This window comes from Rhizobium sp. 01N424 (assembly GCF_056399485.1).
On sequence record NZ_JBFTRK010000006.1, the window covers coordinates 278,225 to 302,148 of the forward strand.

The following is a 23,924-nucleotide window of genomic DNA, read 5'->3' on the forward strand; positions in this document are numbered from 1 at the left end:
TCATGGAAGCGCCTCGCATCTCCGGATGCGGGGCGTTCTTGTCATATTCCACAACTTGCCTGCACCGGCGCTTGACAGCATCGGCCGGTTTCAGCAATATGAAACCGGTTTCAATCGTGCTTGGGGAGAGCGATCGTGCGGTTCGACCTTTCGATCCTTTTGCCGCATATCGGCTTTCTCGCCAAAGGCGCCCTGCTGACGGCAGAGGCCTGCGCCCTGGCGTTGCTCGGCAGCGTCATCATGGGCGCCTTCGTGGCGATCGCCCGCACCTCGTCTTCGAAGACGCTGCGGCGCGTTGCCTTCGTCTATGTCGATATTTTCCGAAACGTGCCGTTCATCGTCCAGCTGTTCTTCTTCTACTATGGCCTGCCGGAACTCGGCATCTATATCGATGCGTTCACGACCGGTGTCGTGGCGCTGTCGATTGCCGGCGGCGCCTATGCTTCCGATGTCATCCGCGCCGGGATCCTGGCGATCGACCCCGGCATCATCGAAGCCGCCGAAGTCAGCGGCCTGTCGCGCCGGGTGACTTTTACCAAGATCGTTCTGCCGATCGCGCTCAGGACCTCGATCCGGCCGCTCGGCTCAGTGCTGATCAATCTGATCCTGACATCGTCGATCCTCTCGACCATCACGCTGAACGAGCTCACCGGTTCGGCACAGATCGTCGTGTCGCAGACTTACCGGCCGTTCGAGGTCTATGTCGTGCTGCTCGTTGCCTATGCCGTGCTCACCTATCTCGTGTCGCTCGGCATCACCCTTCTTCACCGCCGCCTCAACCGTGACTTGATGGAGGCCGTCGGCTGATGCGCTATACCGATTTCACGCCTTTCGATATCGTTCTTCTGGCCCAGGGCCTCGGCGTCAGCGTCGCATTGTTTTTCGGCACGTCGCTGATCGGTCTGCTGATCGGCATTCTCTGGGCCGTCGTGCGCTTCTACCGCGTACCGGTGCTGCTGCAGATCGTTACCTTCGTCTCCGAGCTCCTGAAGAACTCGCCTGTTCTGGTGCAGCTCTTCCTGGTCTTCTTCGGCCTGCCGGCGCTCTTCCATATCCGCATCACGCCTGTTACGGCCGCGACGATCACGCTGTCGGCGAACACCGCCGCCTTCGTCTATGTCATCGCCGTTTCGGCGATCGAATCGATCGGCCGCGACCAGATCGAGGCAGCCCGCGTCTTCGGCCTGACCCGCTGGCAGGTACTGCGCCATGTCGTGGCGCCGCAGGCAATGGCCTTTGCGATCGGCCCGCTGATCGCGCTGCTCGTCAACCAGCTGCAGGTGACGTCGCTGATCTCGGTGATCGGCGTCGTCGATCTCACCAAGATCGGCAACATCCTGAACCTCAGGACGCTGAAGCCGTTCATCGTCTGGACGGCCGTCGGCGTGCTCTATTATGCGACCGCGAAGCTCGTCGCGCTTCTCGGCACCCGTTTCGAAAACCGCCTCAGGGCTCATAGCGCCTGGAGAGGGCTCTGACATGCTCAAAGTAGAAAACGTCAAGAAGGCGTTCGGCTCGACCACCGTCCTCGACGGCATCGACCTGACCATCAATCCGGGTGAGGTCGTCTCGATCCTGGGATCGTCAGGTTCCGGAAAATCGACGCTGATCCGCTGCATCAACGGCCTGGAAAAGCTGAATGGCGGCCGGATCCTTGTCGACGAATTCGACACCGGCAAGCCCAAGGAACTGGCCGAGGCGCGCAAGCGCTCCGCCACCGTCTTCCAGCTGTTCAATCTCTATCCGCACATGACGGTGCTCGGTAACATAACCCTGGCTCCGATCGAGGTTCTGAAGAAGCCGCGGGCCGAAGCCGAAGCAACCGCGCGCGCCCTTCTGGCTTCGGTCGGTCTTGGCGAACGTGCCGATGCCTATCCGGCCCAGCTGTCCGGCGGCCAGCGCCAGCGTGTCGGCATCTGCCGGGCGCTGGCCATGCAGCCACGCTATCTGCTGCTGGACGAAGTGACGAGCGCGCTCGACCCGGAAATGACGTCCGAGGTGCTGGCTATCCTCGCCAAGCTCGCCGAAGAGGGCACGACCATGCTCTTCGTCACCCACGAGATCGAATTCGCCCGGCAGATTTCCGACCGGATCGTCTTCCTCGACAAGGGCAAGCTGCTTGTCGATCTGCCGACCGAACAGTTTTTCGCCGCCGATGGCGGCATGGCGCAGCCCCGCGTTGCCCAGTTCCTTTCCAAAATGCGTAAAGATTAGAGGTTTTTCATGCTGCTTATCGCCAACAAAGAAGCCTGGCCGGGTTTTCCGCACACCGTCGATTTGCTGCGCAGCGGCGCCAACAGCCTCGACGCCATGGTTGCCGGCATCGGCAAGGTCGAGAGCGAAGTTAAGGTTCGCAGCGTCGGTTTCGGCGGCTGGCCGAACATGATCGGCGACATGGAACTGGACGCCGCCGTGATGGACGGCACGACCCGTGACGTCGGCGCCGTCGGCGCTGTACCCAATACGCTACCGGTCGCGAAACTCGCCCACGAAGTCATGAAGCGTCTGCCGCATGTGATGCTGACAGGCAATGGCGCGCGCCGCTTTGCCAGTGAAATCGGTTTCCCCGAAGACGACGTGTTGTTCGAAGACAGCAAGCGCGTCTGGTGGGAGCGGCTGGAAAAGGAACTGTCGGCCGAAGAGCTGGCGAAATTCCCGAACATTCCGCTGGCGCCGCTCAGCAAGGCGATCACCGATCCAGAGCGCGTGCGCGACACGACCGTGTTCCTCTCGGCCGATCCCGCTCGCGGCATTCATGCTGCGACCTCGACTTCGGGCTGGGCGTGGAAATATCCGGGCCGTCTCGGCGACTCGCCGATCCCCGGCGCCGGCTTCTACGCTGACAGCCGCTATGGCGCGGCCGCCTGCACCCATACCGGCGAAATGACCATGCGCTGCTCGACCTCGCGCACCATCGTGCTCGCCATGAAGCTCGGCTATTCGCTCTCCGACGCGATCAAGCTTGCCGTCGAGGAGCTTAGCGAACTGGGTACCGGTTTCCTTGCCGGCGTCGTCATTCATGCGGTTGACGCAAAAGGAAATCATGAGGTGGTGAATTTCAGATGCGAGGGCGAAATCAGCTACTGGCTCTGGGAGGATTCGATGTCCGAACCGGAATTGCGGACTGCGAAACAGGCATAATCAACGAAGAGGGAATGGAACAATGAAACGCTTACTCACCGCAATTGCTGCGATCGCTGTTGTCGCAGGCTCGGCTCTGCCGTCCTTTGCCGGCATGCTCGATGATATCCGTTCGCGCGGCACGATCCGCATCGGCGTGTCGCTCGGCGGCGAGCCGATCGGCTTCCGCGACGACCAGAACAACCCTGTCGGCTACGACGTCGATGTCGCCAAGCGCCTGGCTGAAAAGATCGGCGTGCCGGTCGAATTCACCGACGTTTCAGGCGACGCCCGCATTTCCATGCTGGTCTCCGGCCAGATCGACGTGGCGATCGCCAATACCTCGGCCACGCTCGAACGCGCCAAGGTCGTCAATTTCTCGATCCCCTATAACCGTGCCGGCCTGCGCATCATCGTGCAGAAGGATGCGGGCATCAAGGATCTGAAGGATCTCGCCGGCAAGAAGATCGTCGTCGGCCGCGGAACGACGGGCGAAACCTTCCTGAAGACCGCCGTTCCGGATGCGGAACTCGTCTACGTCGACCAGTTCGCGCCCGACGGCGTGCTGCAGCTGCAGCAGAAGCGCGTCGATGCGGCGATCGAGGACTCCTCGCTGCTCGACTATCTCGCGACCAAGAACCCGACGCTGGTGACGCTTGCCGGTCTCTATTCCAACGACCCGATCGGTATGGCCGTCGCCAAGGGCGACCCGGAATTCGTCCGCTGGCTCGACATGTTCGTGTCCGATTACATACAGTCGGGCGCCTATGAGGCAAACTACAAGAAGTGGTGGGGCGCTGAAGCCAACCCGCCGGCTCTGAACCCGCAGTGGTAAGACAATAAAGGCCGCCTCCGGGCGGCCTTTTTCATTACGAGGTGGCGCGCAGCACGAAGCGCGTCGGCACCATGATCGGCGGCTGTCCCGGCTTGAACGCCTCCGGATTGGCAATGAAATCGACGATGTGCCGGACGTAGTCGGACTTATCGTAGCCGATCGACGAGATCGGATAGGCCTCGAAATCGGTCAGCGACAGGTTGTCGAAGCCATAAAGCCGGAAACGCGGCGGCCGGTTGCCCGGAAAATCCGAACGGCAGACATCGAGAATGCCCATCGCCATCGCATCCGATGTGCAGAAGATCGCATCGGGACAATCATCACCGGCGAGCACGGCCGCAGCGGCATGTCCGCTGGCGTAGGAATAGTCACCCTGAACCGTGCGCTTCAATTCGATCCGGTGCTGTTCGAAAGCCTTGCGATAAAGACCGATACGCGCATGCTCGACCGGCGAAGAGGCGCGGCCGGTGACCAGCCCCGCCGTGCGCACCCGCTTGCCGGCGGCATCCGCGACCGCCTCGAAAATACCGACGGCCTCGTCGGGCATCACGACAGGCGAGAGCTCGTCATGCAGCCCGTTCAGCATGACCACCAGATCGGAACGGAACATCCGCCGCACGGTCGTCGCATCGGCAAAGTCCGAGAACACCAGCCCGGCATCGACATGATAGGCGACGCCGTTTCTCAGGAACTCCTCGACGCGCGCGACCGAACCGATACGCACCAGGATGACCTGCTTGCCGATCGCCTGGATCTGATCGATCAGGCGGTCGAACAGGTCAAGGTCGGAGAGATCGTGAATGTGGTTGACGACGACGGCGACGAGATTGACCGTCTTGGTGGTCAGGCTCTGGGCCAGCAGGTTCGGTTTGTAGCCGAGAGCATTGGCCGCATCGATGACGCGCTCGCGCTTGTCGGCGGACACCGGCCGCGGCTCGGTCGAAAGGGCCCGGCTTGCGACAGCGCGGGAAACGCCGGCCAGCCGCGCAACATCGGCAATCGTCGGAGCGGCATCACGGCCGGTCGGTGCTCTCATCGTCAGTTGCTTCCCCACCTTCTTCCGGCCTGATACCGCAAGCTTGCCGTCCTGGCCATGCGAAATACCAGCCATTTTCAGCCCAAACTGCCAGATTGCGCCGCGCTTCGCAATCTGGCCCAAATGGGTCAGTTCCTTAGGCGGCGAAATGCCTGCCTGGAACGCCGGAAGCGCTAGAGCCAGGACGCAGCGGTTTTCGGCAGGCGTCCTTCGGGATCGACGGCGCTAAGCTTCGGCGCGCCGGGTGCATTCCAACGCCAGAGCGCCACGCAGCGGCCGCCCGGCGACATGAAGGAGGGATAGAGCACGCCATCGAAGCCTGCCGCGATCAGCCGTTCCCGCAACTGGTGCGTCGCGGCAACGCGCCCGGCATCGAGTTCCAGCCGCCACTCGCAGCGGTGTATTGCGATCGTTTCCGCATGTGCTTCGAGAAACGCGGCACTCGTCGTGTCAGCAAGACGCGCACCCGTCAGTTCAAGCTTGGCGATGATGGCCGGATGCTGGACGAAGCCCTGATTATACTCGGCCCAGGCCGTTGAAAGTTCGCAGGCCGCATAGATGGTTGCCGCACCCACCGGGTTCCAGCGGCCGCCGAAGCGCGCTGCCCCTTCGCCCGAGAGTGGCGCAAAGGCCCAGCGCGGCACGAAGGCCCGCCAGAGCTCAAGCGTGCCGGCCTCAAGGCCTTCAGGCATAGACGCCAGACCGGACGGCTTCCAGATAGGCAAGCACCTTGTCCGGCTTGCCTTCGCCGACGAGATCGAAGGCGGTCTTGCCGGCCCAGCCCGGGATCGGCTGGTGCTTGAACCAGATCACGGCGCGATTGTCGTCACCCGCCATCTCGCTCGCCATGGAGAGGATGCGCACGACATTGCTGAGCGCGCCATCGACCTTCCGGGCACTCGATTTCGCCGTCAGCGTGTTGCGGGCAACACCGATCAGCCGGGCAAGTTCAGCAAGCGTCACGCCGAGCTGATCAGCAACGCGGCGCGCGGAAAGAAATGCAGACTGGCCGTCGCCGTAACGCGCGGCTGCAACATCGAAGCTCAGAGCTGCCATCATCGTCACCTTGGCGTAAATTGATCAACCGCTTATCAAAATAGGCTCAGCTTTCGACCAATTCAAGCGCGAAGCATATCATGCCCGCCAGGGCGGATTACGCTTTTCGAAGAAGGCCGCAATGCCTTCATGTGCTTCAGCCGTTTCCCAAGCATCGGCAAGCTGACCGATCACGCTTTCGAGCAAAGCATCGGTGATCGGCGGTGCCAGCGACTTTGCCAACGCCTTGGCGCGTGCCGCCGCTTCGGGCGAGGCTTGCAGGAAATGGCTGACCTCGACCTCGATGGCGCGGTCCAGTTCATCGACAGCAACGATGCGATCGACGAGACCGATAGCCCGCGCCTCCCCGGCGTCGATCGGTTTACCGGAGAGAAACAGCGGGCGCGCAGCAGCCGCGCCGATGCGCGCAACGACGAACGGACTGATGGTCGCCGGAATGATGCCGAGCCGCACTTCGGGCAGGCCGAAACGCGCAGTATCGGCAGCGACGGCAAGATCGCAGACAGCCAGCAGCCCCACCCCGCCGCCGAAGCCGTTGCCATGAACGCGGGCGATCACCGGCTTCGGCAGATCGCTCAGCGTGCGATACATCGTTGCCAGGCGGCGGGCTTCTTCTATCCGCTGAGCCCGCGAAGCGGCAAATTGTTGCTGCATCCAGCCGAGATCGCCACCGGCGCAAAAGCTCTTGCCCTCCGCAGCAAGCACGACGACCCGCACCGCCGGATCGGCTCCGATCTCTCTCGAAGCAGCAATCAATTCGTCCATCATGGCGGACGAAAGCGCATTGTGCTTCTCGCCCCGCGCCAGCGTGAGGCGCGCTATACCATTCTCGATGGCGACTTTCAGCGTCTCAGGCATCGTCATTCACTCCTCAGGCTTCTGGCGAGGCTCGCAGCCTCCGCAAGCCGGTCCAGAAGCAGTCCCGTCTCTATGCCCTTCGCTTGGAGATGGCGGGCGACATCAAGCGTATCGACGTTGCCCTTGGCGCCCGGCGCGTAAGGGCAGCCGCCGAGACCGCCGGCCGATGCATCGAACACCGCGATCCCCCGTTCCAGCGCCACATCGATATTGTCCAGCGCGCGGCCCTCCGTATCGTGGAAATGCCCAGCCAGCCGATCCGCCGGGATCTCCTCCAGCACCTCAGCCAGCATGCGGTCGACCGCCTCAGGCCGTCCCCGGCCGATCGTGTCGCCGAGGCTGATCTCGAAGCAGCCGAGGTCGCGGAGCCGTCGCGCCACATCGGCCGCCGCCGCAGGCGCAACCATGCCCTCGTACGGGCATTCGACAACGCAGCTGACATAGCCGCGCATGGGAATGCCGTGCTCCCGGCTCGCTTCCGCGACGGGCCTGAAACGCTCGATGCTTTCGGCGATCGAACAGTTGATATTCCGCTGCGAAAAGCTCTCGGAGGCCGATGCGAAGATCGCGATCTCATCGGCTTTTGCTACCAGCGCCGCTTCGAAGCCCTTCATATTCGGTGTCAGCGCCGCGTAGCGGATGCCGGGGCGGCGGGTGATGCGTGCCATCGCATCGGAAGCATCGGCAAGCTGCGGCACCCATTTTGGGCTGACGAAACTCGTCACCTCGATACGCTCGAAACCGCAGCCTGCGAGCAGATCGACGAGCGCGACCTTATCGCTGGTCTCGACGAAGCGCGCCTCGTTCTGCAGACCGTCGCGCGGCGACATTTCGACGATCGAGACGCGGCGCGGCCTCATTCCCCGAGCGCCTTCAGGCTGACCAGCACCGCACCCTCGGAAACCTGATGTCCCTCGCTGACCGCGACACTTTCCACCACGCCATCGCGGGCGGCAGTCAGCGTCAGCTCCATCTTCATCGCCTCCATGACGATCAGCGGCTGTCCCTTGGCAACGGACGCGCCTTCGGCAATACGGACCAGCTTGATGAATCCGGGCATCGGCGCCACCAGCCGGTCGCCGCCGGCGATCTCGGAGGCTGCGGTCTCAAGCGGATCGGGCAGTTCGAAAACGTGGGTCGCGCCATCGAGCCTGAGCGAAAGCTGCCGTCCATGGCGCCGGGCTTCGACGAGAACCTGGCGTCCATCGGCTTCGGCGTTAATGCGTCCGTTGTCGCGGCTGACGATCCTGACCGGGACGACGCGCTGGCCGTTATGGGCCGCGAACATGTCGAAGCCGCGGGCGATAACCCGGAGGCTCAGTGTTTCGCCTCCATGTTGCAGGGTGACGATGCGCTGCATCTCGCTCCACAGCTGCCAGTGGCCAAGCGCCTCCCAGGGATCGCTTCCGCCGTGCGGCATGTCGAGCGACAGGACCGCCGCAAGAGCGATGGCCGATCCGCTTGGCGCCGGAACCGCGGTCAGGCTGTCGAGGTTCCTTTCGATCAGGCCGGTATCGGGATGGCCGCTGACAAAATCCTCCTGGCGCGTCAGATTGGCGAGAAACGTCAGATTGCTGACGTTTCCCTCGATCCGCGATGCCTCGAGCACGTTTCGCAGACCGGACAGCGCAGTCTGGCGATTGTCTCCATGAACGATCAGCTTTGCGATCAGCGGATCGTAATGCGCCGAAATCCGGTCTCCGGCCCTGATGCCTGCATCGATCCTCGCTCCGCTTTCGGGAAATTGAAGGCGCTCGATCTTGCCGGTCGCGGGGAGGAAGCCTTTCGCCGCATCCTCCGCATAGATGCGCGCCTCGAAGGCCCAGCCGTTGATGCCAAGCTCGGCCTGCTTCTTCGGCAGCGGCTCGCCCGCCGCCACTCTCAGCTGCCACTCGACGAGATCGACGCCCGAGATCGCCTCGGTCACGGGATGCTCCACCTGCAGACGAGTGTTCATTTCCATGAAGAAGAAGCGATCCGGCCAGAGACCGTCGGAAACGTCGGCAATGAACTCCACCGTTCCGGCGCCGCGGTAATCGATCGCCTTGGCGGCACGGACCGCGGCCTCGCCCATCGCCCGGCGCATCTCCGCCGTCATCCCGGGGGCCGGCGCTTCCTCGATGACCTTCTGGTGGCGGCGCTGCAGCGAGCAGTCGCGCTCGAAGAGATGCACCACATTGCCATGGCGGTCGCCGAAGACCTGCATTTCGATATGGCGCGGCCGCAGGAGATATTTCTCGATCAGCACGGCGTCGTCGCCGAATGCAGCCGCCGCCTCGCGCCGCGCCGCTTCCAGCGAGGCGGAAAAATCCTGCGCCTGATCGACGCGGCGCATGCCCTTGCCGCCGCCGCCCGCCCGCGCCTTGATCAGCACCGGAAAGCCGATTTCGGCCGCCCTTGCCGCCAGGAAATCAGGATCCTGATTGTCACCGTGATAACCCGGCACGACAGGAACGCCGGACTGCTCCATCAGCCGTTTGGCTGCGTCCTTGAGGCCCATGGCACGGATGGCGGAAGGCTGCGGGCCGATGAATACCATTCCGGCCGCTTCGACAGCTTCGGCGAATTCCGCATTCTCTGAGAGAAACCCATAGCCCGGATGGATCGCCTGAGCCCCGGAGCGGGTCGCCGCCGCAATGACGCGCTCGATCGACAGATAGCTCTCATGCGCCGCCGCGCCGCCGATGCGATAGGCCTCGTCGGCCATTTCCGCGTGAAGCGCGCCGGTATCGGCATCGGAATAGACCGCGACCGTGCGAATGCCCATGCGCCTCGCGGTGCGGATGATGCGGCAGGCGATCTCACCCCGGTTTGCGATCAGTATCTTGTCGAACATGGCAGCCTCACATCCTGAACAGGCCGAAGCGCGTGTCTTCGATCGGGGCATTCAGCGCCGCCGACAGCGACAGGCCGAGCACATCGCGGCTCTTCATCGGGTCGATCACCCCATCATCCCAAAGCCGCGCCGAGGCATAGAGCGGATGGCTCTGGCTTTCGAAGCGATCGAGCACCGGCTGCTTGAAGGCCGCTTCCTCTTCTGCGCTCCATGGCTTGCCTGCGCGCGTTAGCGCCTCGCCGCGCACGGTCGCCAGCACACCCGCCGCTTGTTCGCCACCCATGACGGAGATGCGGCTGTTCGGCCAGGTCCAGAGGAAGCGCGGAGAGAAAGCGCGGCCCGCCATGCCATAATTTCCGGCACCGAATGAGCCGCCGATCAGCATGGTGATTTTCGGCACACTTGTGGTCGCCACCGCCGTCACCAGCTTGGCGCCGTGCTTGGCGATGCCTTCCGTCTCATATTTCCGGCCGACCATGAAGCCGGTGATATTCTGCAGGAAGACCAGCGGGATCTTCCGCTGTGAGCAGAGCTCGACGAAATGCGCGCCTTTCAGCGCCGATTCCGAAAACAGCACGCCGTTATTGGCGATGATCCCGACCGGCATGCCGTGGATATGCGCGAAGCCGCAGACCAGAGTCGCACCATAGCGCGCCTTGAACTCGTCGAAGCGCGAGCCATCGACGATGCGGGCAATGACCTCCCTGACATCATAGGGCGTGCGCAGATCGGCCGGGACGATTCCGGCGATCTCCGAGGGATCGTAGAGCGGCGGCTCCGGGGTCTGTAGCTCGATCGCCGTCCGCTTGGGACGGTTGAGCGCCGCAACGCTGCGGCGGGCAAGCGCCAGCGCATGGGCATCGTCGCGCGCGAGATGATCGGCAACACCCGACAGCCGCGTATGGACATCGCCGCCACCGAGATCTTCGGCCGTGACGATCTCGCCGGTCGCAGCCTTCACCAGCGGCGGACCGGCGAGGAAGATCGTCCCCTGCCCTTCGACAATGATCGTCTCGTCCGACATCGCGGGCACGTAGGCGCCGCCCGCGGTACAGGAGCCCATGACGACGGCGATCTGTGGAATGCCGGCGGCCGACATGTTTGCCTGATTGAAGAAGATACGGCCGAAATGATCGCGATCTGGAAAGACCTCATCTTGGTTCGGCAAGTTGGCGCCGCCGGAATCGACGAGATAGATGCAGGGCAGATTGTTCTCGGCGGCGATCTCCTGCGCCCGCAGGTGCTTCTTCACCGTCATCGGATAATAGGTGCCGCCTTTGACCGTCGCATCGTTGCAGACGATCATGCATTCACGGCCCATCACCCGGCCGATCCCGGTGATCAGCCCGGCCGACGGCGCATCGCCGTCATACATGCCGTGCGCCGCCGTGGCCGCGACCTCGAGAAACGGCGTCGCGGGATCGATCAGCCCCATGACGCGATCGCGCGGCAACATCTTGCCGCGCCCGACATGCCGCTCCCGCGCCACCTGCCCGCCGCCATTGGCCGCAACACGAACGGCCTCATCGACGAGTTTGCTCGCCTCCTGCATCGCCGTACGGTTCGCCTTGAAGGCTTCTGAATTGGTGGAGATTTCGGATTTTAGTACGGTCATGCCGTCTCCGCAAACAGTTCGCGGCCGATCAGCATGCGGCGGATTTCAGAGGTGCCTGCGCCGATCTCATAGAGCTTAGCGTCCCTGAGCAGGCGGCCGGCGGCGTAGTCGTTGGTATAGCCGTTGCCGCCGAGCGCCTGGATGGCCTCGAGCGCCATGGTGGTTGCCTTTTCGGCGGCGTAGAGAATACAGCCGGCGGCGTCCTTGCGGGTGGTCTCACCGCGATCGCAGGCGGATGCGACGGCGTAGACGTAGGCACGGGCCGTATTCATCATCACATACATGTCGGCGAGCTTGCCCTGCATCAGCTGGAACTCACCGATCGCCTGGCCGAACTGTTTGCGCTCATGCAGGTAGGGCACGACGATATCCATGCAGGCGGCCATGATGCCGAGGGGGCCGGCGGAGAGCACGACGCGCTCGTAATCCAGCCCGGACATCAGCACCTTCACGCCGCCGCCGACCGTGCCGAGCACGTTTTCCTCCGGCACTTCGCAATCGGCAAAGATCAGCTCCGACGTGTTGGAGCCGCGCATGCCGAGCTTGTCGAGCTTCTGGCCGGTTGAAAAGCCCTTGAACCCTTTCTCGATCAGGAAGGCGGTGATGCCGCGCGGTCCCGCCTCGGGATCGGTCTTGGCATAGACGACAAGGACATCGGCATCGGGGCCGTTGGTGATCCACATCTTGCTGCCGTTCATCACGTAGCGGTCGCCGCGCTTCTCGGCCTTGAGCTTCATCGAGACGACGTCGGAACCGGCACCGGGCTCGGACATCGCGAGCGCGCCGACATGCTCGCCCGATATCAGCTTCGGCAGGTAGCGCTGCTTCTGCTCGGCATTGCCGTTGCGGTTGATCTGGTTGACGCAGAGATTGGAATGGGCCCCGTAGCTCAGCGCCACCGAGGCCGAGGCACGGCTGATTTCCTCCATTGCCACGCAATGGGCGAGATAGCCGAGACCGGCTCCGCCATACTCTTCAGCGGCAGTGATGCCGAGGAGGCCCATATCGCCGAGTTCGCGCCAGAGCGGCATCGGAAAGGCATTGTTGCGGTCGGTCTCATCGGCGAGCGGCGCGATTCGTTCGCTGGCGAAGCGCCTGACGGCGTCGCGCAGCGCTTCGATTTCCTCGCCGAGCGCAAAGCTCAAGCCACCTGAATACATCCGGCCTCTCTCCCCTAGATCCAGTCCACAATTCCGACGCAAAACCGCTTCGCACTTTTGCTGGAATTGCTCTTAGCCGTTGATCATGCAGCGTCCGGCATGCGCGCCGGCTCGCCCGATATTTCGTAAGCCTTCAGACGCTTGTCGATCTGCTCCATGACCGTACGGGTGGCCGCCTCCTTGACCGGCCCGTAGCCACGAATCTCATCGAACAACGTCAGAATGGCAAGAGCTTCCGCTTCGTTGCTGCCGTTGAGTTTCGCGAGGACGCGGGCGGCGATCGCCTCGTAATCGGAGATCAACCTCCGCTCCATCTTGCGTTCATGCAGGTAGCCGAACGGATCAAACGCCGTGCCGCGTAATGTCTTGAAGCGTGCCAGACCCCGCAGCAGCGGCAGGATCCAGGCGCCGAACTCCCGCTTCTTCGGGCGGCCGTTCGGATCTTTGCCCGAAAGAACCGGTGGCGCGAGATTGAAGACGAGGCGGAAGTCGCCCTCCATTTCCTCGCGCATCTTCGCCTCGAAGGCTGGATCGGTCAGCAGCCGCGCCACCTCATACTCATCCTTGTAGGCGAGCACCCGGGCATAGGTGACGGCGGCAGCAAAGGGGATCTTGTCCGAGAGGCCGGCCTTTGCGGCAGCGGCCTTGGCGCCATCGACGAAAGCACCGAAGCGGGCGGCAAGCCGCTCGTCCTGATAGGCCGTCAGATGCGCCTTGCGGTGGTCAACGACCTCGGCAAAGGACATATCGGCCAGCGTCTTGCGCTCCTCCTTCTCGCCCATAGCGGCGCGCACGGCGTCCGGATCGTGAGCGAGAAGGCGCCCCCAGTTGAACGAGGCGCGGCTTGCCTTGACGGCAACACCGTTGAGTTCGATCGCCTTTTCGATCGATTCAAGCGAGAGCGGCACAAGGCCCGATTGCCAGGCAAAGCCGGTGAGCAGGATATTGGTGTTGATGCCATTGCCGGTCAACGCGGTCGCCGCGTGGCTGAAGTCGAGGAAGACCGAGCGGCCGCTGACCGTCCTGGCGATCGTGTGCATCACCGAGCCGGTCTTGAAATCGAAATCACGGTTGCGAACGAAATCGGCAACCGGCATCAAACCGGTATTGACGATGGCCGTGGTGCGCTCCGTCTTGCAGAGCGTGATCGCATCCTTCGAGGCGCCGACGACATCATCGGCTGCCAGCAGCAGATCGGCGCCGCCATTGACGATGCGTGGCGAGGTCACGTCCTTCTGCGCGCGGCCGATGCGCAGATAGCTCATCACCGCGCCGCCCTTCTGGGCGAGGCCGGCCATATCGAGGATCATCGGCACCTTGCCATCGAGATGGGCGGCCATGCCGAGCACGGCGCCGATCGTCAGGATGCCGGTGCCGCCGACGCCGGCGATGGCGATATTCCAGGGACGGTCGCCGATCTCCGGGATGACAGGCATCGGGATGTCGGCATCGACGGGCTCGACCGCCTTGCGCTTCTTGCGTTCGCCACCCTTCACGGTAACGAAGGATGGGCAGAAGCCCTTCACGCAGGAGAAATCCTTGTTGCAGGTGGACTGGTTGATCTGCCGCTTGCGGCCGAACTCGGTTTCCAGCGGTTCGACGGATATGCAGTTGGATTGCACCGAGCAATCGCCGCAGCCTTCGCAGACTGCCTCGTTGATGAAGACGCGCTTGGCGGGATCTTCCATCAGGCCGCGGCTGCGGCGCCGGCGCTTTTCGGCGGCACAGGTCTGCACATAGACGATCGCCGAACAACCCGGCGTTTCGCGCAGCTTCAGCACGACGGGATCGAGATGATCGCGGTGCAGGACGGTGACGCCGGGCGCAAGCTCGGGCGCTACATAGGCATCCGGATTGTCCGAAAGCAGATAGATCGGCGAGACGCCTTCATTGTAGAGCTGCTTGGTCATCAGCTGCGGCGTCATATAGCCGTCGATCTGCTGGCCGCCGGTCATGGCGACTGCATCGTTATAGAGCAGCTTGTAGGTAACGTTGACCTTGGCGGCGACCGACTGGCGCACCGCCAGAATACCGGAGTGGAAATAGGTGCCATCGCCGAGATTGACGAACATGTGCTTCTCGTCGGTATAGCGCGAGATCGCCGTCCACGGCACGCCCTCGCCACCCATCTGCGTGAAGGTCTCGGTATTCCGGTCCATCCAGGTGACCATGTAATGGCAGCCGATACCGGCCGTGGCGCGGCTCCCATCTGGCACGCGCGTCGAGGTATTGTGCGGACAGCCGGAACAGAAGAACGGCGTGCGCTGCAGCGGCGGCACGTGGCTACGGCTGATCTGGCCGCGCTCGGAGAGATAGGCAAGCTTGTCGGAAATCCGCTGGTGCAGCGACGGGTCCATGTCGAGTTTCAGGATGCGTCCGGCAATGGCACGCGCAACGGCACCGACCGTCAGCGCCGCCGAGAGGCTGAGATAGGGTTTGTCATGCTCGTCGAACTTGCCGACGATGCGCGGGCGCACGTCGGAACGCCAGTTGAAGAGCTGCTGCTTGATCTGGTTCTCGATGATCTCGCGGCGCTCCTCGATGACGAGCACCTCGTCGAGACCCTCGGAAAAATGCCGGACGGCCTCAGGCTCCAGCGGCCAGGGCATGCGGATCTTCAGGATGCGGATGCCGATCGCTTCCATCTCGGCGCGGCCGAGCTCTAGTTCGCGCAGCGCCTGCAGCACATCCTCATAGGCCTTGCCCGAAGAGATGATGCCGAAGCGGGCATGCGGCGCATCATGGGTGATTTCATCGACCCGGTTGGCGCGGGCAAAGGCGATCGCCGCATAGGCCTTGTAGGTCTGCAGCCGGTCGTCCTGGATGAGTGGCGGGTCCGGCCAGCGGATATTGAGCCCGCCCGGCGGCAGCTCGAAATCATTGGGGATCACGAATTGCCGCTTTTCGCCAGAAAGATCGACGGCCGCGGTCGTCTCGACGGTATCGGCGATGAATTTCATACCGACCCAGCACCCGGAATAGCGCGACATGGCGATGCCGAGCAGACCGTATTCGATGAATTCGTGGATCGAGGACGGGTAGAGAACCGGAATGACCGCCGACATGAAATCATGGTCGGTCTGGTGCGGCACGGTGGAGGACTTCGCCGCGTGGTCGTCGCCGGCAAAACAGAGAACGCCGCCATGCTTGGAAGTGCCCGCCGCATTGGCATGCTTCAACACGTCGCCGGAGCGGTCGACGCCCGGGCCCTTGCCGTACCAGATACCGAGAACACCGTCCTTGTTGGCTCCCGGCGAAAGACCGGCCTGCTGGCTGCCCCAGACGGCGGTGGCGGCAAGATCCTCGTTGATCCCTGGCTGAAAGGTGACCTGGTGCTGGTCAAGATAGCGCTGCGCCTTCATCAGCTGCTGGTCATAGCCACCGAGCGGCGAGCCGCGATAGCCTGATATGAAGGCAGCGGTGTTCAACCCGGCGGCATGGTCGCGCCGCATCTGGGTCATCGGCAGGCGAACCAGCGCCTGCAGTCCGGACATGAAGACCCTGCCTTCGTCGGCCGTATATTTATCGTCGAGCGATACACTCGTCGCCAGCATCTGCTCTCCTCCCGAGATCGCAGTGGTGAACCATGACACCTTGGGAGGGCTCCTCTTCCGCTCCCTTGGCATGTAACGCGATAGTAGCACTGCGGTTGCGGAATTTCCGGGCCAAGAATGGCGCGGTTGCGCATCATTCGAAAATTAGAATGTGCCATCACGACATTTTTGCAATGGGTGGCCTTTGCCGATTGACCTTGCGGCCGCCATCTCGCCATATCCGTCGAGCCCGGTTTGGAGCGGGCGCATCGGAGGAAAACATGACCATTTCGCTCGCCCCCGTCGCCCTTCCGGATTTCGGTCCGCTCGGCGAACAGCCGCAGATTCCCGCCGCCACCTATGCAGCGCGCGCCGACGCAGCGCTGAAGAATGCCGGGACGGACTGGCTCGTCGTCTATGCCGACCGGGAGCATTTCGGAAACATCATGTTCCTCTCCGGATTCGAGCCGCGTTTCGAGGAGGCGCTGTTGATGCTCGGCAAAGGCGGCAAGCGCGTCATCATCACCGGCAACGAATCCGAGAGCTATACGGCGCTCGCCCGGCTGCCCGGCATCGAAGTGTTGCGCGCGCAGAGCTTCAGCCTGATGGGTCAGGACCGCTCGCAAGACCCGCGCCTCGCCTACCGTCTCAAGGATGCCGGTATCATGCCCGGAGACAGCATCGGACTGATTGGCTGGAAATATCTTTCTGCCGAGGAAGATGACGACTATGCGGAAAGCTTCTTCGTCCCGGATTTCATCGTCAAGATGCTCAGCCGCGCCATCGGCAGCGGTGGCAAGCTCCTCGATCGCACCGAGGTACTGATGCATCCGGAAAAGGGGCTGCGTTCGGTCGTCGATGTCGATCAGCTCGCTGCCTTCGAATGGGCCGCCGCACGCTGCTCGACGGCACTCTGGCGCGTTGTCTCGGGCGTGCGTGAAGGCGATACGGAATTCGAGGCGCTGGGGCGACTCGGTTATGAAGGCGATCCGCTCAACGTCCACACGATGTTTGCCTCAGTCAGCAAGGGCGAACACATCATCGGCCTGCGCAGCCCGACGGCGCGAAAGCTGAAGCGCGGCGACGGCGTCACCACGGCGCTCGGCTACTGGGGTGCACTGTCATCGCGCGCCGGATTGCTTGCTGACCACGACCACGACTTCCTGAAGCCGGCGAAAGCCTATTTCGAGGCGCTGGTCACCTGGTACGAAACATCGGATATCGGTGTCACCGGCGGCGCGCTCTTCGAGGCGGTGACCGGCAAGCTGAAGTCGGCGGGGCTCAACTCCGCGCTCAACCCCGGCCATCTCGGCAGCCACGAGGAATGGCTCCATTCGCCGGTACAGCCGGGATCGACGGATCGGCTCCGCTCCGGCATGCCGTTTCAGGTCGACGTGATCCCGGTGCCGATGCCCGCGGGCTGGGCGCTCAATAGCGAGGATGCCGTAGCATTTGCCGACGCCACGCTCCGGGAAGAAATCCGCCAGCGCTATCCGGCGATGCATGCGCGCATCGCCGCGCGCCGCAGCTTCATGGCGGACAAGCTGGGTGTCGCGGTCAAGGACAGCATCCTGCCGCTGTCCTCGACGCCGCTCTATCTCCCGCCATTCTGGCTGAAGTCAGGGCATGTGCTGGTTCGCGATTAAGCCGTCAGGCGGCGCCGCGAGATGATCACGAGGCGCCGCTCCCACCAGATCAGCACCAGGCTGGAGCCGACGATCAGCAGGGCTCCGGCGACCACGTTCAGCGTCGGGATTTCGGCCCAGATCAGGTAACCATAGAGGAAAGCCCAGATCAGGCCGCTATATTCGATCGGCGCCAGCGTCGAAGCCGGCGCATGGCGGAAACCTTCGTAGAGGATGTACTGTCCAGCCGCGCTGATGCAGCCAAGGCCGATCATCAGCACCCATCCGAAAGCATCCGGCGTCTTCCAGACGAAGGGCAGTGCAGCGCCACAGACGATGACGAACAAAACACCTGTTGCCAACATCTGGTTGACGGTGCTTTCCGTGCGGCTGACGAGACGCACGAGGATGGTGCTCCAGGCCCAGCAGAAGCCGGCAAAGAACACCATGCCGGCCGGAATAAGGCTCGGCGCTTCGGCAGGATTGGCCGCCAGAACGACGCCGATAAAGCCGCCGATGCAGGCCAGCCAGCGGATCGGGCCGACATTTTCGCGCAGGATGAAGATCGACAGCACGACCGTGATGACGGGTGCCGAGAAATACATCGTTGTGATTTCGGCGAGCCCGAGATGGCGGGCTGCGGAATAATAGGCAAGCCAGGCGCCGAGCATCAGAACGGCGCGCAGCAGAACCGAACTCCGGTGCGGACTTTTCAGGATCGACGGATGACGGTTGCGGTGGATGAAGAAAGCCGAGAAGCCGACGATCATCACGCTGCGGATGAACAGGATCTGCGGCACGGCATAGTCGGCGACCAGCCACTTGACGACGGCGTCCTGGATGGCAAACAGCGAATAGCCGATGCAGGCAAGGGCAATTCCCACCAGCGGGGAAGGCGCCTCATCGGTCGATCTGGAGAACATGGAAGCCTGCGATGGGAATGCGTTGGGGTGCCACGGCCTAGCAAGACCGGGCACCGTTGACAATGCGAGGAATAGCCCTCCGCGAAGATTTGATCAGTTGATCTTCACGCCCTTCGACCGCATGCGTGAAACCGTTTCCCGTTCGGCCCGCTTGCAGCGCATCGGCGGCAGGCCGCGATCCATCAGGTCCATGTCCTCGAGCACCATGTCGCCCATCTTCTTGAAGGCGCTGTCGAGCGCTCCTGCGCGATGCGCCGAGCGGACGAAACCCTTGAGCATGCGCACCTTATGATCGGATGGCAGTGGCTCTTCCGGATAGACATCGCTGGCCGCCACGATATGGCCTGAGGCAACAGCGGCCATCAGCGCATCGAAATCGACGACATCGGCGCGGCTGAGCAGGATGAAAGCCGCTCCCTTGCGCATGCTGGCGAAGGCCTCGGCTCCAAGAAAGCCCTTGTTATCGCTGGTGACGGCGGCAACGACGAAGACGAAATCGCTCTTCGTCAGCACATCCTCCAGGCTTGCGGCCTCGACATTGTTTTCCTCGAGGATCGACTTCGGCTGCCAGGGATCGAAAACCCGCACCTTGGCGCGGAAGCCCGACAGCACTCGGCGCAGCGCCTTGCCGAGATCGCCGAAGCCGACGATGCCGATCTCCGATCCGGCGATCAGCCGGGCGCTGGCATTGCCCTCGCCGCCCCAGAGCTCGTTGCCGTCGCGAAAGGCGACATCGGCATCGACGATGCCGCGGGCGAGCGACAGGGCGAAGCCGAGACCGATTTCGGCCACCGGCTCGGCGAAGACCTGGCCCGTCGTCACCACATGGATGCCGCGCTGGAAGAGCACGTCATAGGGCATGTTGTTGATGAGATTGCTCTCGACATTGAGCACACAGCGCAGCGACGTCATCCGCGCCAGCGTTTCCTCCGACAGCGGTGGCTGTCCGATGACATAGCGCGCCTTGCCGAGCACCTCGTCGCCGAGACCGGCGATATTGTCGGGATCGGCCTCGACGATCTCGTATGTGTCGTGAAGCGCCCGGCGCGCTTCATCGGTGAAGATCAGGTCGAGCGTGCGCGGTTCGGGCGCGCTGATCGCCAGGGGCTTTTCGGTCTTCGTCATCATCTCCTCCTCCCGCAGCCACCTAAGGCTGCACAATCCTTATCTCAGCGCCACGCTCACCGGCATCGATCGACAGATGAGCGGCCGCCGAAATCAGCGGCCAGTCCTCCGGCCTTGCCAACGCCACCGGACAGCCGATCCCGTAGAGCGCCTCCGCGACCATAGCGCCGGTGACGACGATCGCATCGCGCTTCAACAGGATGATCCCCGCAGGGGCGGTCTTCAGCCGGATGGCTTCGGCCAAAACCGAGCTTCCCGAGCTCGATCCCCTGCCTGCCTCCATGACGAGGATCGCGCCGGTGATCGACTGGCCGCTTTGCGGATGCCACTGGTCGATGATCTCGCCGGTCGCCGAATCCACGCCGCCCCAGAAGCTGAGCGGCTCGGCGAGCACGAAGGCTGGGGCCGCGGCCTTGCCTTCCATGAGGGTCGTAGCGGAAAATGCCGTCACAGCCGCACCACCTTGCCTGAGCGCGCCGAGGCCATGCACTCTGCCAGCGAGCCGAAGGCGACGTCGACGCCGATATTGCCCGGCGCATAATAGGCCCACTTGCCCGAGTTGGTCATGACGGCACCTGACATGTCGCGGATGATTGCCGTGACATAGGTGCAGGTATCGATGACAAGCGTCACGCCCGTCGCCTCCAGCGCCGCGCGCCAGCCACGATTTTCAAGCTCCGCCAGGACCTCGCGGTTGGTGTTGATGTAGATATCGACAGCCGCTTTCTCGCCTGACAGCAGCGGCATCAGCCGCTCGAACTCGCCGATGGAGAAATGCGGCGTTCCCATGCTGACGGCTGCAAGCGGCGTCCCTTCCGTCACCGTCGAGAGATTGCGGATGGTGTCGCGGATATCGGCGCGGCCGAGCCGGATCGTCTCCCGCGGTTCGACCCCGCCACATGCCGCCTCCAGCGTCGGCGCCTCCGGCGTCAGACCGACGGCGTGAAACAGCGCGACGGCGCCCGCCGAGGCCGCAACGGCACCGAGCGCCTTCAGGTCATCCTCGGAGCTTTCCTTCGGCAGGCCGCGGATGACGGGGATGCGATCACCACAACGGCGGCCGATGGCGTGACCGGCGGCGACGCAGATCGACCCGGCGTCCCGCTCACCCTCGGCAAACTCCTCGATATCGACTAGCACGGTGGCGCGCCGGTTTTCGGTGACGTGCAGCCCATAATAGGGCGCCCGGCCGGTCAGCGCGCAACAGAGATCGATGAAATCGCCGTAGCGGTTGGTACGCGCGCCAAGCACCGAATTGGCAAAGACGATGGCATTCGATTCCGCCCAGGCGATCTGCGCCCCGAAGCGCGGCCGGAAGATCGTCTGGTAGGGCGCGCAGGTGAAGGTCGGCACGCAGCCGAGCTCCTCATGCGCCTTCATCAGCCGCGCACCGTTGCGGCCAAGCGCCTCGTCGCCGCGGAAAAGTTCGGGATGGACGAGATCGACCGAACCGACATTCAGCGTCGTCGGCACGCGGACACGGCCGCCCCAGGACACCATGCGCTCGACGAAATCGAGGCTGACCTCGCCGAGATAGAGACAGCCGTCGATATGGGCGGCCTCGATGTCCACCAGTTTTGTGGCGCCGACAGCCTCGGCGAAACGCACGAGAAGCCGCATGGCAAAAGCAGCCGCCTCACCGTGGCGGCCATCGAGCAAGGCTTTGTCATCAGGGGAAAGCTGGAGAGAGGAATGCATGGCGGCGACGCTATCAGGTCGTCTTGCGGGAGAGAAGCGGCATGACGAATTCGACCAAAGGCGCCCTCGACAAAACTGTCACAAACACTATGTCACAAAACCTTCACAATTTCATTTGCCAGTTCGTTTCTTTTCGTTTTGTATGCGCAAAGTTTCGCAACGAAACAGGCCGGTGAGATCTGGGAGGATCGCGCCGGCATGCCGTTTCCGGCTCACCGGCGCGGCAGGACACATAGGGAGGAACCATGTCCATTCGTTTCATGGCCGCATCCGCGGCAACCATCACCTTGTCGCTCTCGTTCGCTTCGAGTGCCTTTGCAGTGACCGAACTGCAGTGGTGGCACGCCATGGCGGGCGCCAACAACGAAGTGGTCAACCAGCTTTCCAAGGAATTCAACGAAAGCCAGAAGGACTACAAGATCGTCCCGGTCTTCAAGGGCACCTATCCGGAAGCGCTAAATGCCGGCATCGCCGCCTTCCGCGCCAAGCAGCCGCCCGCGATCCTGCAGGTCTTCGATGCCGGTAGCGGCGTGATGATGGGCGCCGAGGGCGCGATCATGCCGGCGGCCCAGGTTCTCGAAAAGGGCGGCTTCAAGTTCGACAAGTCGGAATATCTGCCGGGTATCGCTGCCTATTACTCGAAGCCCGACGGCACGATGCTGTCCTTCCCCTATAACTCGTCTTCGCCGATCCTCTATTACAACAAGGACACCTTCAAGAAGGCCGGCCTCGACCCGGAAAGCCCGCCGAAGACCTGGCCCGAAGTGTTCGAAGCGGCCAAGAAGATCAAGTCGAGCGGCGCATCGGCCTGCGGCCTGACCTCGACCTGGCTCACCTGGATCCAGACCGAGAACCTCGCGGCCTGGAACAACGTCTCCTACGGCTCCAACGAGAACGGTCTAGCCGGCACCGATGTGAAGCTCGCCTTCAACTCGCCGCTCTTCGTTCAGCATTTCCAGGCGATCGCCGATCTCGCCAAGGACGGCACGTTCCGCTACGGCGGCCGCACCTCGGAAGCCAAGCAGCTCTTCACCTCCGGTGAATGCGGCATCATGACGGAATCCTCCGGCGGTCTCGGCGACATCATCAAAACGGGCATGAACTACGGCATCGGCCAGCTGCCTTACTATGAAGGCGAAGGACGTCCGCAGAACACTATTCCCGGCGGCGCCAGCCTCTGGGTCTTTGCCGGCAAGAGCGATGAAGAATACAAGGGTATCGCCCAGTTCTTCCACTTCCTGTCGCAGACCAAGATCCAGGCCCGCCTGCATCAGGTATCCGGCTACATGCCGGTGACCATGGCCGCCTATGAGGACACCAAGAAGTCCGGCTTCTATGAGAAGAACCCGGGCCGCGAAACGCCGATCCTGCAGATGATGGGCAAGGCACCGACCGAGAACTCCAAGGGCGTGCGTCTCGTCAACCTGCCGCAGGTGCGCGACATCATGAATGAGGAGTTCGAAGCGATGCTGGCCGGCAAGCAAGATGCCAAGGCAGCGCTCGACAAGGCCGTCGAACGCGGCAATGCCGCGATCCAGCAGGCGATCGGCCAGTAATACCGGCGTTCCCGCCCGCATCCCTTGAGGCTGCGGGCGGCCCCTTCATGTCAAGGAGATCGCCGTGCAGCGCGTCGTCTTTCCGAACAAGATCCTTCCCTATTTCCTGGTCGCTCCACAGATCATCCTCACGGTGGTTTTCTTCTTCTGGCCAGCAAGCCAGGCGCTCTATCAATCGATGCAGCGCGAAGATCCATTCGGCCTGAAGAGCGGCTTTGTCGGCCTCGCAAATTTTCGCGACGTCTTCGCCGATCCGAATTATCTGAACTCGCTTTATGTCACCGTCGTCTTCAGCGTGCTGACGGCGCTGCTCTCGATGGTCGTGGCGCTGGCTCTGGCGACGGCGGCCGACAAGGTGGTGCGCGGGCAGACCTTCTACCGGACGCTTCTGATCTGGCCCTATGCCGTGGCGCCTGCCGTCGCCGGGATGCTCTGGCTCTTCATGTTCAATCCTGCCATGGGCACCTTCGCCTATATCCTGCGGCGCAACGGCTTCATGTGGGATCCGCTTCTGAACGGCAACCAGGCGATGACGCTGGTTATCGTCGCGGCCGCCTGGAAGCAGATCAGCTACAATTTCCTGTTCTTCGTCGCCGGGCTGCAGGCGATCCCGAAATCGCTGATCGAGGCAGCCGCCATCGACGGCGCCCGCGGCAGCCGCCGCTTCTGGACCATCGTCTTCCCGCTGCTGGCGCCGACAACTTTCTTCCTGCTCGTCGTCAACACCGTCTATGCCTTCTTCGACACCTTCGGCATCATCCATTCGGTGACCGGCGGCGGCCCGGCCAAGGCGACGGAAACGCTGGTCTACAAGGTCTATAACGACGGCTTCGTGAACCTCAATCTCGGCTCGTCCGCGGCACAATCGGTGATCCTGATGATCATCGTCATCGCGCTGACGGCCTTCCAGTTCCGCTTCGTCGAGAAGCGCGTGCATTATGCGTGAGG

The 23,924-nt window shown here is 63.0% G+C and carries 21 protein-coding genes; 8 read left to right on the top strand and 13 right to left on the bottom strand.

Going from position 1 to position 23,924, the window contains the following annotated elements; genetic code table 11:
• The first annotated feature begins 135 nt into the window (after positions 1-135).
• Genes AC1DNK_RS17700 through AC1DNK_RS17720 form a run of 5 tightly spaced genes read left to right on the top strand, consistent with a single transcriptional unit; the run spans position 136 to position 3,955 of the window.
• Positions 136-807: an amino acid ABC transporter permease gene (locus tag AC1DNK_RS17700; RefSeq protein ID WP_477942473.1), complete on the top strand. Its 672-nt coding sequence runs from the start codon at positions 136-138 to the stop codon at positions 805-807.
• Positions 807-1,478 carry an amino acid ABC transporter permease gene (locus AC1DNK_RS17705; protein ID WP_477942474.1) on the top strand — a complete coding sequence of 224 codons (672 nt, stop codon included), beginning with the start codon at positions 807-809 and terminating at the stop codon, positions 1,476-1,478. The genes AC1DNK_RS17700 and AC1DNK_RS17705 overlap by 1 nt, the downstream gene beginning before the upstream one ends.
• A gap of 1 nt (position 1,479) precedes the next feature.
• Positions 1,480-2,214: an amino acid ABC transporter ATP-binding protein gene (locus AC1DNK_RS17710; protein WP_477942476.1), complete on the top strand. Its 735-nt coding sequence runs from the start codon at positions 1,480-1,482 to the stop codon at positions 2,212-2,214.
• Between the two features lie 9 nt (positions 2,215-2,223).
• A complete protein-coding gene (locus AC1DNK_RS17715; protein WP_477942478.1) occupies positions 2,224-3,141 on the top strand; it encodes a glycosylasparaginase in 918 nt (305 codons plus the stop codon).
• A gap of 22 nt (positions 3,142-3,163) precedes the next feature.
• Positions 3,164-3,955, top strand: a complete 792-nt coding sequence (locus AC1DNK_RS17720; RefSeq protein WP_442209299.1) for a transporter substrate-binding domain-containing protein — start codon at positions 3,164-3,166, stop codon at positions 3,953-3,955.
• A gap of 34 nt (positions 3,956-3,989) precedes the next feature.
• Here AC1DNK_RS17720 and AC1DNK_RS17725 read toward each other — a convergent pair whose 3' ends face one another.
• The 9 genes from AC1DNK_RS17725 to AC1DNK_RS17765 form a co-directional block, all read right to left on the bottom strand.
• On the bottom strand, positions 3,990-4,991 hold the full coding sequence (locus AC1DNK_RS17725; protein WP_477942520.1) for a LacI family DNA-binding transcriptional regulator: 1,002 nt from the start codon (positions 4,989-4,991) through the stop codon (positions 3,990-3,992).
• Positions 4,992-5,164: 173 nt separating this feature from the next.
• On the bottom strand, positions 5,165-5,683 hold the full coding sequence (locus AC1DNK_RS17730) for an RES family NAD+ phosphorylase (RefSeq protein ID WP_477942521.1): 519 nt from the start codon (positions 5,681-5,683) through the stop codon (positions 5,165-5,167).
• Positions 5,676-6,047, bottom strand: coding sequence for an antitoxin Xre-like helix-turn-helix domain-containing protein (locus tag AC1DNK_RS17735; protein WP_112389052.1), 372 nt, complete (start codon positions 6,045-6,047; stop codon positions 5,676-5,678). The genes AC1DNK_RS17730 and AC1DNK_RS17735 overlap by 8 nt, the downstream gene beginning before the upstream one ends.
• A gap of 78 nt (positions 6,048-6,125) precedes the next feature.
• Positions 6,126-6,905, bottom strand: coding sequence for a crotonase/enoyl-CoA hydratase family protein (locus AC1DNK_RS17740; protein WP_477942523.1), 780 nt, complete (start codon positions 6,903-6,905; stop codon positions 6,126-6,128).
• A 2-nt stretch (positions 6,906-6,907) separates the two neighbouring features.
• The gene (locus AC1DNK_RS17745; protein WP_477942480.1) at positions 6,908-7,765 is read right to left on the bottom strand and encodes a hydroxymethylglutaryl-CoA lyase; all 858 of its coding nucleotides are present in this window, start codon (positions 7,763-7,765) and stop codon (positions 6,908-6,910) included.
• Positions 7,762-9,741 (bottom strand): acetyl/propionyl/methylcrotonyl-CoA carboxylase subunit alpha, encoded by a 1,980-nt coding sequence (locus AC1DNK_RS17750; RefSeq protein ID WP_477942482.1) that lies wholly within the window; start codon positions 9,739-9,741, stop codon positions 7,762-7,764. The genes AC1DNK_RS17745 and AC1DNK_RS17750 overlap by 4 nt, the downstream gene beginning before the upstream one ends.
• A gap of 7 nt (positions 9,742-9,748) precedes the next feature.
• The gene (locus tag AC1DNK_RS17755) at positions 9,749-11,356 is read right to left on the bottom strand and encodes a carboxyl transferase domain-containing protein (protein WP_477942483.1); all 1,608 of its coding nucleotides are present in this window, start codon (positions 11,354-11,356) and stop codon (positions 9,749-9,751) included.
• Positions 11,353-12,516 carry an isovaleryl-CoA dehydrogenase gene (locus AC1DNK_RS17760; protein ID WP_477942485.1) on the bottom strand — a complete coding sequence of 388 codons (1,164 nt, stop codon included), beginning with the start codon at positions 12,514-12,516 and terminating at the stop codon, positions 11,353-11,355. The genes AC1DNK_RS17755 and AC1DNK_RS17760 overlap by 4 nt, the downstream gene beginning before the upstream one ends.
• 83 nt (positions 12,517-12,599) lie before the next feature.
• Positions 12,600-16,070, bottom strand: coding sequence for an indolepyruvate ferredoxin oxidoreductase family protein (locus AC1DNK_RS17765; RefSeq protein ID WP_477942487.1), 3,471 nt, complete (start codon positions 16,068-16,070; stop codon positions 12,600-12,602).
• A gap of 260 nt (positions 16,071-16,330) precedes the next feature.
• On the opposite strand from AC1DNK_RS17765, the gene AC1DNK_RS17770 reads away from it, so the two are divergent.
• Positions 16,331-17,695 carry a Xaa-Pro aminopeptidase gene (locus AC1DNK_RS17770; protein WP_477942489.1) on the top strand — a complete coding sequence of 455 codons (1,365 nt, stop codon included), beginning with the start codon at positions 16,331-16,333 and terminating at the stop codon, positions 17,693-17,695.
• Here AC1DNK_RS17770 and AC1DNK_RS17775 read toward each other — a convergent pair.
• The 4 genes from AC1DNK_RS17775 to AC1DNK_RS17790 all read right to left on the bottom strand — a co-directional run bounded on the left by AC1DNK_RS17775 (position 17,692) and on the right by AC1DNK_RS17790 (position 21,420).
• Positions 17,692-18,597, bottom strand: a complete 906-nt coding sequence (locus AC1DNK_RS17775) for a DMT family transporter (RefSeq protein ID WP_112598053.1) — start codon at positions 18,595-18,597, stop codon at positions 17,692-17,694. The two genes, AC1DNK_RS17770 and AC1DNK_RS17775, sit on opposite strands and share 4 nt — an antisense overlap.
• Positions 18,598-18,690: 93 nt before the next feature.
• On the bottom strand, positions 18,691-19,722 hold the full coding sequence (locus AC1DNK_RS17780; protein ID WP_112598081.1) for a hydroxyacid dehydrogenase: 1,032 nt from the start codon (positions 19,720-19,722) through the stop codon (positions 18,691-18,693).
• Between the two features lie 22 nt (positions 19,723-19,744).
• On the bottom strand, positions 19,745-20,173 hold the full coding sequence (locus tag AC1DNK_RS17785; RefSeq protein ID WP_477942492.1) for an aconitase X swivel domain-containing protein: 429 nt from the start codon (positions 20,171-20,173) through the stop codon (positions 19,745-19,747).
• Complete coding sequence (locus AC1DNK_RS17790) at positions 20,170-21,420, bottom strand: aconitase X (protein ID WP_477942495.1); 1,251 nt, start codon at positions 21,418-21,420, stop codon at positions 20,170-20,172. Before AC1DNK_RS17790 ends, AC1DNK_RS17785 begins: the two co-directional genes overlap by 4 nt.
• 245 nt (positions 21,421-21,665) lie before the next feature.
• Here AC1DNK_RS17790 and ugpB point away from each other — a divergent pair, with 245 nt between their 5' ends.
• Positions 21,666-22,976, top strand: a complete 1,311-nt coding sequence (gene ugpB / locus AC1DNK_RS17795; RefSeq protein ID WP_112388825.1) for a sn-glycerol-3-phosphate ABC transporter substrate-binding protein UgpB — start codon at positions 21,666-21,668, stop codon at positions 22,974-22,976.
• Between the two features lie 64 nt (positions 22,977-23,040).
• The gene (gene ugpA / locus AC1DNK_RS17800; RefSeq protein WP_112388824.1) at positions 23,041-23,922 is read left to right on the top strand and encodes a sn-glycerol-3-phosphate ABC transporter permease UgpA; all 882 of its coding nucleotides are present in this window, start codon (positions 23,041-23,043) and stop codon (positions 23,920-23,922) included.
• Positions 23,923-23,924 lie beyond the last annotated feature (2 nt).